Genomic DNA, 12,375 nt, shown 5'->3' on the forward strand with positions numbered 1-12,375 from the left:
AATCTGCGTATTACCTCAAGTCGCATCGTGGGGTAAGGGGATGGTGGCTACATATTGATGTTGTGCTGTTGCTTTTTACTGAAAGCTGCTACTAACGACTCATAAATCTACCCTTAATCGTGTATTGGATGATAGTTGCGGATTTTAGGTTTACTGCAAATGATGGTGTTCCGTGTCAACCCGGAGTGGTATCTGAGTGCGGTTATATGTTCTGGCGCATGAGAGATAATAAGGCTTTAAAGAAAGCCCATCACTATATAATAAATATAGTGATGATCTTTATCTTAATAATTGCTTTTACTATAGATGGAGTAATGGACGTTCTGAAATGATTAGACTTATAATCAATAATTGTTAGAATGCGTATGATAGCTCCTCATCGTCAGTCGTGTCGAATGTGTATCCATTACTGACAGAATTGGTAAAGAAGTACCCTGTTGCTTTGGTCGTACAATTTTGTTTCAGCGTTACCGCATTAAATGTACGCGTGCGAATCAGTTTGCCAGAACTATCCTTCATATCGACCTTTACATTGACAACTTGTTCTGTTGCTGTCAGAAAACATGAAATCATTGGACCGTCTATGAATGAATTGTTTGGCGTATTCTTCTTGTAGATATTAGTTGTGTATGATTGTTTTGCAAAACTAAATCCAGTAGATGGATTGAAAGTGTATTGGTTTGGAGTACCTACATTCTGATCTGGGTCGATGATGATTTCCACTTCATCTACTTCTTCAGGGTAGGGGTCTGATATATAAAGTGAGAAAGATGCTGTGATGCGTTTGCCAAAGTTCATAGTAACCTCTTTAGGTTCACCTCTGGTAATATCAACAGACATCGTTGTTGCATAGGTACTCTTGTAGAGTATGATATCATTGATGACCGCTTTATCTGGAGATACGATGTTTGCAGCTCCGTTACTTGGAGTTTTAGCCTTGTGTGCCACAGCTACGAAAGTGTATTTTCCAGCTGGAAGTTCGCAATTAATCTGATCGAAGTTCTCGTTTGTTCCTTTCGTTTTCTTTTCTGCATAAAACTCTTTGTTGTTTTCGTCGAAAACCTTAAATGCGATACAGGTCACTTGTGCTTCTGCAGCACTTGCACGTGACGTTGCGAAATTTTGGTCAGGAACTACTGAAAAATCAAATCCAGAAAAACTGACTTTTACTGAGACAGGTTCTGTCACTACTGTGTTGTTGTCCTCTGATGAACAAGAGAACAGATGTGCTACAAACAAAGGTAGCAATAAAAAAAAGAATTTTTGCATAGACCTTATAAATTTATGCTGCAAATTTAAAGTTTATTTTCATACGAAGCACGAAAAAACTCTTAAAAAAGTATAAAAAGCAGTATTGATATAACGAAAAATGGCTAATTCTGTCCTTTTTATAGCAGTGTCAAATGGGTGTTTATAAGAAATTATTTGCGAAGAAACGGTAAAACTGTCAGTTTTATATTGCCTCTGATGATTGATTTAGTATTAAAGTGTCTTATCATGAGTTTGCTTTTCTATTGAAGAATAATCCAAGTCGGTAGAAGAATAATCGAAGGATAGACGAATTCCTATTGAGTAAGCGATGAGACCATATTGAAGATATGGCGGAATCAGACAGAATATAAAAATGTTTTGTATATCATACGTATCACCGAAACCGCCAAAGCGCACCGGCTGAGAGTGTAAACTAAACTGTGTCAAGCTACAATAAAAGTAGTTTAACACAGTTTTTATATTATGGACAACTTAGAAATTGATTACAAGAAAGCAGCTCAGCAGTTGCGTAGTGGTGAAGCCTTATTTGGCAAGGACGGAGCATTAGCTCCATTGTTAGAGCGTATTCTCAACTCAGCTCTCGAAGGTGAGATGGACGCTCATTTAAGTGAAGAGGAACGCTCTTGCGGCAACCGTCGTAATGGTAAGATGAGTAAGAAGGTTCAAACAAAATATGGTGAGGTCACTATAGAGACTCCTCGTGACCGAGACGGAACTTTCCAACCTGAGACCGTAAAGAAGCGTGAGACTATTCTTGCCAATGGTATGGCAGACCAGATTATTGAGATGTACGCCATGGGCACCAGCACACGTGACATCAGCAGCTACTTTGAGCGTGAGTTCAACACAACTCTATCAGCCGATACTATCAGCTCTATAACAGACCGTGTATTACCCGAAATCACCGCCTGGAAGTCTCGCATGCTCGATCCTGTATATGCCATTTGCTGGCTTGATGCTATCCATTATAAGGTAAAGGATGAGAATGGCAGAGCTGTCACACGAGCCATTTACAACATTCTTGGTATCAACAAGGAAGGCCAAAAAGAACTGTTAGGTATGTATGTGTCTAAGAGTGAAGGAGCTAACTTCTGGCTAGAAGTTCTTACGGATCTTCAGAACCGTGGTGTTCGAGACATCTTGATTTGTTGTATTGATGGTCTCAAAGGCTTCCCGGATGCCATCCAAAGCGTATTTCCTGAGAGTTCTGTGCAGCTCTGTATTGTCCATCAGATACGCAATTCTATCAAGTATGTTGGCAGTAAGCATCAAAAGGAGTTTATCAAGGATTTAAGAACAGTATATGGTGCAGTAAACAAAGACTCCGCTGCTGCTAATTTAGACCTGTTAGAGTCTAAGTGGGGAGAGATGTACCCAATTGTCATCAAGTCATGGCGTGACAATTGGGAACGTCTGACAGAGTATTTCCAATATACTCCAGCCATCCGTAAACTCATTTATACGACCAATACGGTTGAGGGGTATCACAGACAGGTAAGAAAGGTCACAAAGACTAAAGGGGTCTTTCCTACGGATAATTCTTTGGAGAAGCTTGTGTACTTAGCTTACCGCAACATCCGTAAGAAATGGACTATGCCACTGGCAAATTGGGGACAAATTTCTCAACAATTGGCAATAAAATTTGGGGATAGATTTAAAATTATGTAACTTTGTAGCCGAAAAGGCTTCCCTGCTGGGGGCATGCCCCCAGCAGGGAGTGGGAATGAAAGTTAAGAACAAGCCTTGACACAGTTTAAATTACACCCCCCACCGGCTTCACAGTCTGTGCGCTTACGCTCTTTTTCAAGAGGATGAGTTATATTAATTGAGATTTTCGTTTTTCTTTGTTGTTACTACAATTACGTTTTCAGTATTCTCATCACCACTGTACTTCTTGATATTTTCTGCGTCTTTGAAGATTTGCAGGCTTGATATCTGATCTGGTTTAAGTGTGTTGATGTTGTCTATTCGTTTACCATCAACTATGTACAAAGTAGTGTTGGGTTGTTTATTCTCTTCTTTATTTGCAGCAGAATTTGGTTTGGTTGTCATAGTACCTATGTAGAATGAGACGGGTATTACATATTTCACATCTACTGCTTTACCGTTCTGTTTACCTGGTGTCCATTTTGGCATTTCCTTTATTACTCGTAGCGCTTCCTTATCGAGGGGCTCGCAAACGCTCCTTATAATGGTTGGCTCTATAATATTACCATTTTTATCTACCACAAAGGCTACAATGACTCTGCCGCTCTTATTGGTAGCAGCTGCCTCTGCTGGATATTTCACATTACGCCCGAGGTATTCATATAATGCTTTCGGTCCTCCTGGGAATGAAGGCATCTGTTCTACGATGTCATAGACTTTCTTCTTGCTTTCTTTTTTGGGCGCTTTTTTCTTCTTTACTGGTTTGTTATTTTGTTGCACAGGCAAATTGTTTTCTACTGCCACCGCTGCATTATTACTCTCAGTAACAATTTTCTCGGCCATTGATTCTACACTTTCGTTGGCAAAAGCCACAACAGCTATTGCTGTTAAAGGAAGTGCCAAAAGCAGTTTGGCACGTTTCCATCCATTCGATTTCTGCATTTTCATCATTGTGATACGTTTTTTTAGTGAATTATGATTAAAATTGTTAGCTAACGCAAATCTATCTTCTCCCACAGCCTTCATCACCAGCAACAGTTGGTAATTGCGTGCATCTACACCTTCTGCGAGTACAGCTTCGTCTGCTTCGTATTCATGAACCTCCTGTAGCTCGCGTCTTAGTAGCCACGCTGCAGGGTTGTACCATTGAAAAATCAGCATGATGTTGCACAATAATATATCTACACTATGGTGATGAGCTATGTGTGCTCTTTCGTGTGTTAGAATTTCCATAGGGTGATCTTGATAGTCTTTCCGTGCTACAACGATATAGTTGAACCAACTGAAAGGAGCGATATCGCGGTCTATTACTACCAGATGTTCCCCATGTGCATTGTCTGTTCTTGTTCCGCTGCGCAAAATGAATCGCAGTTTCCATAGAGACAACAGGAAGACCACGGCAAATATTCCAACACCTATTATATATAATAAGAATAGGAGTTGTATCATGGTAATTGGTTCTTTTGTCGGGTAGTCTAACGGTTGTTGTACCGTAGCAAGCATTTCTGTAAAATCTACCGTCACCGCAGTCATTGGCGTTTCTTTATTCAGTTCCACTTGTATCAATGGTACTATTAAAGCCATAAGAATCATCAACAGGATTGACTTACGGTTGAAGGCATGGAAGGTTTCTCTGCTTAAGCCCATTTTATAGAATAGGTAGAATGCGATTAAGCATATTCCCGATTTGATAGAATAAAGAAATAACATTCCCATATTACATTGGTTTTATATTATTTGTTGAATGGTCTTTTTTCTTTGAAATCAGTCTTTCTCAATCGTATTAATTAATTGCTTGAGTTCTTCTATCGATATTTTTTCCTCTTTAACCAGAGCGGAAACGGCTTTCAGGTATGATTTACCGAAGAATCTATCCACGACACTCATCAGCGTATTACGATGATATTCCTCGCGTGTGATTTTAGCGAAATACTGGAAGCAGCGTGCTGTTAAGGCGCGATGCCCTAGAAATCCTTTCTCCTCAAGGATTCTTACTAATGTTGCTAATGTGTTCACGTGTGGTTTAGGATCTTCGTAACATGCTTGCAATTCGCGAATCTGCATATCCCCATGTGTCCAATAGTGATCCATGATTTCCTCTTCTTTGTTAGTCAATGTCTTCATCATTTTATTCTGTTTTAATGTTTATGGCTGCAAAGTAACTAATTCTTTTAGTTTATTACAAGTTTTTTGAGTTAATAAAACTAAAACGATTAGTTATTTAACTAAAAGTGTTAGTTATGTAACGTATAGTTCTTATTCTTAGGCCATATTTGTTTCTTAGATGTTATATTGAAACATCAATGCATAATAATTATGGTAATAGTTTTGTTGTTAGGTGAAATATGTGTAAATTTGGGCAGTAAAACAGTAAGTGTATCATTATGTTTGTAGTATTACTTGTAGGAATAGTGGCATATCTTATAGTCTATTGGCTTTTTAAACCCAATTGACTATAGACAGTATAAAGTATTGGTATTGTACTTTTCATAGGTACTTGTGCTCAAAAGACTCAAATATATTTGGCTTTTTATTCGCTTATTCGTACCTTTGACCTTCGGTCTTAGGTAGGCTGCATTTCGGAAAAGAAAATAAAAGTGAACTTTTATTTTGCATTTCGCTCGATTTGCACTACCTTTGTGAACATGAAAATGGGAAAAGGTAGAATGCTGATGATTATGTTTGTGCTTTTGATGCATCATAGCATAATGGCGCAAACAACAGCGGAGCGAAATGGAATGGAGACTATGCGACGTGACTCCATTGAAGTTTCGCACAATGATTCCATCAAGATGGGCAAGATCAATGTAGAGATGCCAATGGGTCCATTGATACGAAGAACCTTGGAGCGAATGACACATAGTGGGCGTCGTCACGGCCCAATCATAATGCCAAATACTAATTTCTGAACTATGAAAGGACGTTTAAACATGTTATGGGTTTGGCTCTGCCGTATGGGTTGCAGTAGAGGTTTCGGCATTCAGTCGCCGACCGACTATGCTTTTGTACGTTATGTGATCAACGAACACTGGCCTTACTATGCCTATGACGAATTGGACAATCTTGCTCATAATGCTACAGAGCGCAAGTTAGGACGTCTGTATTTCCGACTTGCCAACTGGCGTCAACCATCGGTGATGTTGCGTGACGAGTATGAGGCATGGTGGCATGCAGGTTGTCGCAAGATGCGTCTGACCGATTATCCACAAGAAGCAATGGGCAATCGTGGTACATTTCAGTTGGCGCGTATTACGATAGAGGACGATGCCGACCTACTGTTACGTCATGCCGATGAAGAGTCGGTGCTTGTTGTGGAAGGCATTCATCGCAATACTGAACGCTGGCGCCATATCAAGGAATGTGAGCAGGTCACTATAACCTACGACCTCTATTATTGTGGCATAGTGCTTTTTGACAGTCATCGCTATAAACATCATTATCGTGTGAATTTCTAATTATAATAAATATAATAACCTTTTAAGTCTATGAAGATAACAAAAGTATATACCCGTAGAGGTGATGGTGGACAGACCTCACTTGTCGGAGGTGAACGTGTAAGTAAGTCATGTGCCCGCTTAGAGTCCTATGGCACCGTCGATGAACTATCGTCCCACTTAGGACTTTTAGCAGCTTTGTTGCCTGAAGGCGATGATAAGGCCATGATACAACGTATCCAGAACAATCTGTTTAACGTATGCACTAACTTAGCCACCAATCAAGATACCACACCGCTTTATCCCTCAGCCCATTTGCCAGAGGGCGAAACCGCATTGCTTGAGCGTCAGGTTGATGAGATTATGGCGATGTTGCCCGAACGTCAAGGCTTTGTATTGCCAGGTGGAACCCGTGAAGCAGCGCAAGCGCATGTTTGTCGCACGGTATGCCGACGTGCCGAACGTCGCATCTGCGAGTTGGCGAAAGAGGCTACTGTATCCGTCGAAGTTTCTGAATATATCAACCGATTGAGCGATTATTTGTTTGTTTTTGCAAAAAAACTCAATCATATTGCCGGTCAGAGTGAAAAAATATGGCAGAATGTTTGTAAATAAGAAAAATTATGTTACTTTTGCGGGCAAAATAAAAAACCTATAAAAAAAAAGCAATATGTATTGGACACTTGAATTAGCATCTAAACTTGAAGATGCACCATGGCCGGCAACCAAAGATGAATTAATAGATTATGCCATCCGTTCGGGCGCACCGCTCGAAGTGTTGGAGAATCTGCAAGAGATAGAAGACGAGGGTGATGTCTATGAGAGCATCGAAGACATTTGGCCCGACTATCCTACCAAAGAAGATTTCCTTTTCAACGAGGACGAGTATTAAACACTACTGGCATCCCCTGTCAGTTTAAACTGTTACATAGCGGTATGTGAATCTTGAGAAGGTTCCCATACCGCTGTTTTTTGCGCGCGCACGCACACGCGACGTCGCAAAGATTCGGCCACTCGACCACCATTGCTTATAAGCAGTTATATCACAATGCTTTATATGGGTGGTCGAATATTTCTTGCTTACGTTTTCGACCACTCTTCGACCACATTGCCACCACTATTGCACACATGAAACAGTCCAAGTACGATAATTGCTGTCTCTTCAAGTGCAGTCATTGGCGTTTGCCAGCACATTGTCCCATGTAGGAACAATAGTTTATATCTTGCATTTTCTTGTCGTGAGGTCAATACGCCAATACGTTCCAGAGGTCGCGTATGCGTGCTTCTGGATCCCATTTCTCTTTGAAAGTCCATAGTGCAGTGACTGCATGGAAAAGTGGTTTCTCTTCCGATTCCTCCAGATTATCGTTAAGCCATCCGCTATTTCCTCCTTCGCGCGAGCAGTTATAATAGTATGTGCGTAGTCCCCAAGGACATGGATCGAGCACCTTGTCGCTGTAAGCATAGCAGATGTTGGTGTCGAGAATCTGTTTCGACAGTCTGCAGTTGAGCAGGAAAAACTGTGAATCGTGGTGGTATCTACCGAGTATGGTAGGCGATTTAGCATCGAAATATGAGTCTTTGATAACCAGTTTCTGGTCTTTCGAACCTCGTCCGTCGTGCCAGATGATGGCGCGGCTATCGCCCAAAAAGCGGCAACGGGTGGCGTAGCACCATCCTCTGGGGCATAGGAAATCCACACCGGGACATCTCAGATACAGGTCAGCGTGGTAGTACATGCCGTCAGTCTTTGCCCACAAAGCCAGTGCATCATTACCGTCCGCCCATACATTAGAGTTGATAACGATGGTTCTGGTGGCTCTTCCGAAGATAGCCATTTGGTGTGTAGTGGTGTTTTCTATTGTTGTTCCGTAGTTGTTATATACCGTCAGTCCGCTTATCACGCAGTCGTCAGCTCCCTCTTGAAGTACTATCACACCGTTGCCAGTAGGCTTTCCGTGATATTCCGGCATTTTATTGGTTTTAGCAGTTTCAGCCAAAACGATGATTGTGCTGTCGCGGTCTTCACCTACCAGTACGATGTTGGGTCGGTCGATTACCACCTTTTGGTGGTAAGTACCCTTGCGAATCAGAATCTTATAGGGTTTGGTAGGTTGCTGTGGCGCCTTCTCAATAGCCAGTTGAATGCTGTCTCCGGGATTGACAATGGCATCAAAATCTGCCATGTTCGCCTTTGGCTTTCTAAACCACTGTAGTAGTCCCGTCTCGTTTCCACCTTTGGTTTGCAGACTGATAGCCACCTTATGTTTGGGATCGTAGCGTTCTGCCCATTTGTTGTAATCTTCATAGAGTGACGAAGGACCTTCGGTGTACCAGGCATAACCATTGCGTCGTTCGCTACCAATCTGGTAGAGATGTCTTCTGGGCACACCATCTCTGTCGCAAACAAACGGTTCACCATATTCCAAATCATAGAAGCGAGCCCATATAGGATGTGCATTCTTGTCAGCCACCAGTTGTGTGTCGCGGTAGGGCGATCCCCATTTTCCGATGTGCGCCACCCTCATTCCCGTCAGTTTGTGGTCGTCAAACCATTTCATAGCGCCGTGGATAGCCGTCTTGACTTCGTCACTTGGATGATCCAGGCTCATCAGCAGACGCACCAGTCCGGCACTCTCCGAACTACAGAACGAAGCCAACTCGAAGGCTCTTGCTTTTGCAGGCTCCAGTGTTTCCCTATCGTGTTGCTGACACCACACCGTAGGTTTACCGTCGCGTCTTATTTGTGTAGCGAGAATACAATCGATACCTTTATCGAAAGCCACTTTCATTTTCTTGCGCATCTCCTTTGTGATGAGTTTTCCTTGATAGGGCTCCTGCTGTTCCACCATGTCTTTCAGCATCAACATGGTGTGTTCCATGGCATGGTCGTTATAGGTGATATGAATCTGATAGTCGCGCATTACAGGCCAAAACTGCGGCCATCCGCCGTTGGGATACTGCCCGCTGAGCAGATAATTCACCCCTTTGCAGAACGCATCTTTATATCGTTCATCCTTCGTTTGTTGGTAGAGTCGTGCCAAGAAAATCATTTGTGTGGTCGTGGCATCATTGTCGGTAGTAGAGTCGTTGCGTCTTGATTTCTCCGCCATCACCTGTTCGCGTTCCTTGTCTGTCATGCGTTTCACCATGTCAATGTTCTTAGGCCATCCGCCTGTCACACGTTGGTAGAGTAGGAGTTGGTCGCCTATACGTCGTGCCTCCTCAGTCCGGAAGAACTGCGGATCAGTTTCCCTCAATACCTGTTTGTAGCCTTTTTGTGCTGTTGCTGCCATGACAAAAGCAAAACATAGTAGGATCATCATCTCGATGCGCTTATTGCGCAGATTGATTTTAGTAGTAGTTGTTATTCCCATACAATTTAGTAGTTTGTTTTTCTAATATAGTAATTGTGCCTACAAAGGTAGTGCAAACCTCTGAAATACAAAAGAAAAACACTTTTTTCTTTTGTATTTCCGAGGTGCCGCCTACCTGTGTCCTCATGTTCTCTTACGATTTTCTGTATCGTTACACAATATATCGTTAGAAAAGTCGTTATATTCTATGTGAAACGTTTACCGCTGATATGGATATTCTTGTTGGCATCACTGCGAGTGTTGGCACAGCAGGATGTGTCTTTTGCACATTATTGGGCAATGGAACCATCATTCAATCCTGCCGCCGTTGGCAAGGAGTCCAAGATCAATATAACGGGAGCCTATCAGTTGAGCATGGCAGGCTATGAACAGCATCCGCGTACGATGAATCTGGCAGCCGACATGCCTTTCCGACTGCTCAATATGACCCATGGCGTGGGCATACAGTTGTTGAACGATGAGATAGGACTCTTCACCCATAAGCGCATGGCGTTGCAGTATGCGTTGCAGTGCCGCTTGTTTGGAGGTCATCTGCGCTTCGGTTTGCAGGCAGGAGTATTGAGCGAGGGTTTCAAAGGCTCCGAACTTGATGCAGAAAACAGTAGCGATCCCGCGCTACCCACCGCCGATGTCAATGGTACAGCCTTCGATTTCAGTGGCGGACTCTATTATCTTCACCGCAACTGGTATGTCGGTGTCTCTGTTTTACATGCCACAGCCCCAGCGGTAGAGATGGGTAATCGCAGCTTGTTACAGGTCGATCGCATCTATTATCTTACTGCAGGCTACACTTTCCGATTGCGCAATCCCCATCTGGCGATATTGCCCAGCGTGCTTGCCTATACCGATGGCACCTCGCAGCGAGCTGATTTCACCGCCCGTTTGCGTTATACCAACGATGAAAAGATGCTCTATGGGGGAGTGGGCTATAGTCCCACCAACTCGGTAACAGCCATGATTGGCGGAAATTTCCACGGCGTACACATTGGTTACAGCTATGAGATGTACACCACAGGAACTGGCATTGGCAATGGCAGCCACGAACTCTTCGTGGGCTATCAAACCAATATTGACATCGGACCTCGCCGCCGCAACCGCCATCAGAGTGTCCGCATCCTGTAACAGACAATAGACATATAACAACAGACCATAATAGATAAAAAACGATATGAATACACTACGACACATACCACACGTCAGACACACCATCCGCTGGTATCATCCCGCGTTGCTTCTACTCTTCGCAATGCTCGCTGCCAGTTGTCTTGGATCCAAAATCAGTTCGTCTCAAGGTGGCGAAGTGACTGGCCATAGTGGTCGCACCTTTGCCGAACCGACCCCATACGGCATGACCCTTGTGAAGCGAGGCCATGTCAAAATGGGTATTGAGCAACAAGATTCGCTATGGGGCAGACGCACACCAGTGCGCGACATCTCGGTGGAGAGTTTCTGGATGGACGAGCGCGAGGTGACCAATTCCATGTATCGCCAGTTTGTCAGCTACGTCCGCGACTCTATTATCCGCGAGCGTTTAGCCGATCCAAACTATGGTGGCGATGAGACCTATAAGATAGAAGAAGACCGTTACGGCAATCCCGTCACTCCCCATCTCAATTGGAAAAAACCGTTGCCACGTCGTCCTAACGAGGACGAACAGCGTGCTTTCGAAAGCCTATACACCACCAATCCAGTGACGGGTGAGAAACTTATCGATTGGCGCCAACTCAATTATCGGTATGAAATATACGACTATGCCGAGGCAGCCAAGCGCAAATACCGCACCAATCCGCAAGAACGCGTGTTGAATACCGATTATCGTCCCAATCCCAATGAGCGCATCTGGATATCCAAAGATACGGCATATATCGACGATGAAGGTCGCATCGTGCGAGAAACCATCAACCGCGAATACACCGGTCCGTGGGATTTCCTCAATACCTATATTGTCAATGTCTATCCCGACACCACCTGTTGGGTCAACGATTTCCCCAATGCCGCCAATGAGAACTATATGCGGTTCTACTATTCGAGTGCCGCCTATAATGACTATCCTGTAGTTGGTGTCACTTGGGAACAGGCCAATGCCTTCTGTGCCTGGCGCACTGCCCATCTGTTGCGTGGTCTTGGCGAGGCAGCACGCTATGTGCAGCGCTATCGTCTGCCTACCGAAGCCGAGTGGGAATATGCAGCACGTGGTAAAAACCAGAATGAATTTCCATGGGACAATAAGGAAATGGCATCCGGTAACGGGTGCTATTATGCCAACTTCAAGCCCGACAACGGTAATTACACCAAAGACGGTAACCTCATTACCAGTCGCACAGGCATCTATAATGCCAATTCCAACGGACTTTACGATATGGCAGGCAACGTAGCCGAATGGACCAGCACCATCTATACCGAGGCAGGTGTTGAACAAATGAACGATATCAACCCCGACCTTCGCTACAATGCAGCACCCGAAGATCCCTACCGCATGAAGAAAAAGACCGTGAAAGGTGGCTCTTGGAAAGACCCCGAATCGATGGTCCGTTCCGCCTGGCGCACCTTTGAGTATCAGAATCAGCCACGCAGTTACATCGGTTTCCGCTGTGTGCGCAGTATGGCTAATACCAATAGCGGTAAAGTGAAAAACAAAAAATAAG

The 12,375-nt window shown here is 43.6% G+C and carries 10 protein-coding genes; 6 read left to right on the forward strand and 4 right to left on the reverse strand.

What is annotated here, in order from left to right; translation table 11 throughout:
* Nucleotides 1–354 precede the first annotated feature (354 nt).
* Nucleotides 355–1,269, reverse strand: a complete 915-nt coding sequence (locus CIK96_RS09430; protein ID WP_094440461.1) for a FimB/Mfa2 family fimbrial subunit — start codon at nucleotides 1,267–1,269, stop codon at nucleotides 355–357.
* A gap of 465 nt (nucleotides 1,270–1,734) precedes the next feature.
* Here CIK96_RS09430 and CIK96_RS09435 point away from each other — a divergent pair, with 465 nt between their 5' ends.
* Nucleotides 1,735–2,940 (forward strand): IS256 family transposase, encoded by a 1,206-nt coding sequence (locus tag CIK96_RS09435; protein WP_094440462.1) that lies wholly within the window; start codon nucleotides 1,735–1,737, stop codon nucleotides 2,938–2,940.
* Between the two features lie 153 nt (nucleotides 2,941–3,093).
* On the opposite strand, the gene CIK96_RS09440 is transcribed toward CIK96_RS09435, so the two are convergent.
* Together CIK96_RS09440 and CIK96_RS09445 are read right to left on the reverse strand one after the other, a co-directional pair.
* Nucleotides 3,094–4,635 (reverse strand): M56 family metallopeptidase, encoded by a 1,542-nt coding sequence (locus CIK96_RS09440; protein ID WP_094440463.1) that lies wholly within the window; start codon nucleotides 4,633–4,635, stop codon nucleotides 3,094–3,096.
* Nucleotides 4,636–4,683: 48 nt separating this feature from the next.
* On the reverse strand, nucleotides 4,684–5,046 hold the full coding sequence (locus CIK96_RS09445; RefSeq protein WP_371591522.1) for a BlaI/MecI/CopY family transcriptional regulator: 363 nt from the start codon (nucleotides 5,044–5,046) through the stop codon (nucleotides 4,684–4,686).
* Between the two features lie 785 nt (nucleotides 5,047–5,831).
* Between CIK96_RS09445 and CIK96_RS09455 the strand changes: the two genes are divergently transcribed.
* The 3 genes from CIK96_RS09455 to CIK96_RS09465 are packed head-to-tail and all read left to right on the forward strand — an operon-like array spanning nucleotide 5,832 to nucleotide 7,245.
* Nucleotides 5,832–6,374 (forward strand): hypothetical protein, encoded by a 543-nt coding sequence (locus CIK96_RS09455; RefSeq protein ID WP_144007187.1) that lies wholly within the window; start codon nucleotides 5,832–5,834, stop codon nucleotides 6,372–6,374.
* 30 nt (nucleotides 6,375–6,404) lie between these two features.
* On the forward strand, nucleotides 6,405–6,968 hold the full coding sequence (locus tag CIK96_RS09460; RefSeq protein ID WP_094391626.1) for a cob(I)yrinic acid a,c-diamide adenosyltransferase: 564 nt from the start codon (nucleotides 6,405–6,407) through the stop codon (nucleotides 6,966–6,968).
* Nucleotides 6,969–7,023: 55 nt separating this feature from the next.
* Nucleotides 7,024–7,245 carry a DUF2795 domain-containing protein gene (locus tag CIK96_RS09465; RefSeq protein WP_021852076.1) on the forward strand — a complete coding sequence of 74 codons (222 nt, stop codon included), beginning with the start codon at nucleotides 7,024–7,026 and terminating at the stop codon, nucleotides 7,243–7,245.
* A gap of 352 nt (nucleotides 7,246–7,597) precedes the next feature.
* On the opposite strand, the gene pelA is transcribed toward CIK96_RS09465, so the two are convergent.
* A complete protein-coding gene (gene pelA, locus CIK96_RS09470; protein ID WP_094391294.1) occupies nucleotides 7,598–9,700 on the reverse strand; it encodes a pectate lyase in 2,103 nt (700 codons plus the stop codon).
* A 219-nt stretch (nucleotides 9,701–9,919) separates the two neighbouring features.
* Here pelA and CIK96_RS09475 point away from each other — a divergent pair, with 219 nt between their 5' ends.
* Together CIK96_RS09475 and CIK96_RS09480 are read left to right on the forward strand one after the other, a co-directional pair.
* Nucleotides 9,920–10,852: a type IX secretion system membrane protein PorP/SprF gene (locus tag CIK96_RS09475; protein WP_254047124.1), complete on the forward strand. Its 933-nt coding sequence runs from the start codon at nucleotides 9,920–9,922 to the stop codon at nucleotides 10,850–10,852.
* Between the two features lie 124 nt (nucleotides 10,853–10,976).
* Nucleotides 10,977–12,374 carry an SUMF1/EgtB/PvdO family nonheme iron enzyme gene (locus CIK96_RS09480; protein WP_173815120.1) on the forward strand — a complete coding sequence of 466 codons (1,398 nt, stop codon included), beginning with the start codon at nucleotides 10,977–10,979 and terminating at the stop codon, nucleotides 12,372–12,374.
* Nucleotide 12,375: the final 1 nt, after the last annotated feature.

The sequence above is a fragment of the Prevotella sp. P4-98 genome (genome assembly GCF_002251405.1).
In the GTDB taxonomy this organism is placed as follows: domain Bacteria; phylum Bacteroidota; class Bacteroidia; order Bacteroidales; family Bacteroidaceae; genus Prevotella.

What these genes read in the sequence shown, in the direction of transcription:
- CIK96_RS09430 (WP_094440461.1), bottom strand. Translation starts at nt 1,269, where the DNA reads ATGCAAAAATTCTTTTTTTTATTGCTACCTTTGTTTGTAGCACATCTG.
- CIK96_RS09435 (WP_094440462.1), top strand. Translation starts at nt 1,735, where the DNA reads ATGGACAACTTAGAAATTGATTACAAGAAAGCAGCTCAGCAGTTGCGT.
- CIK96_RS09440 (WP_094440463.1), bottom strand. Translation starts at nt 4,635, where the DNA reads ATGGGAATGTTATTTCTTTATTCTATCAAATCGGGAATATGCTTAATC.
- CIK96_RS09445 (WP_371591522.1), bottom strand. Translation starts at nt 5,046, where the DNA reads ATGATGAAGACATTGACTAACAAAGAAGAGGAAATCATGGATCACTAT.
- CIK96_RS09455 (WP_144007187.1), top strand. Translation starts at nt 5,832, where the DNA reads ATGAAAGGACGTTTAAACATGTTATGGGTTTGGCTCTGCCGTATGGGT.
- CIK96_RS09460 (WP_094391626.1), top strand. Translation starts at nt 6,405, where the DNA reads ATGAAGATAACAAAAGTATATACCCGTAGAGGTGATGGTGGACAGACC.
- CIK96_RS09465 (WP_021852076.1), top strand. Translation starts at nt 7,024, where the DNA reads ATGTATTGGACACTTGAATTAGCATCTAAACTTGAAGATGCACCATGG.
- CIK96_RS09480 (WP_173815120.1), top strand. Translation starts at nt 10,977, where the DNA reads ATGCTCGCTGCCAGTTGTCTTGGATCCAAAATCAGTTCGTCTCAAGGT.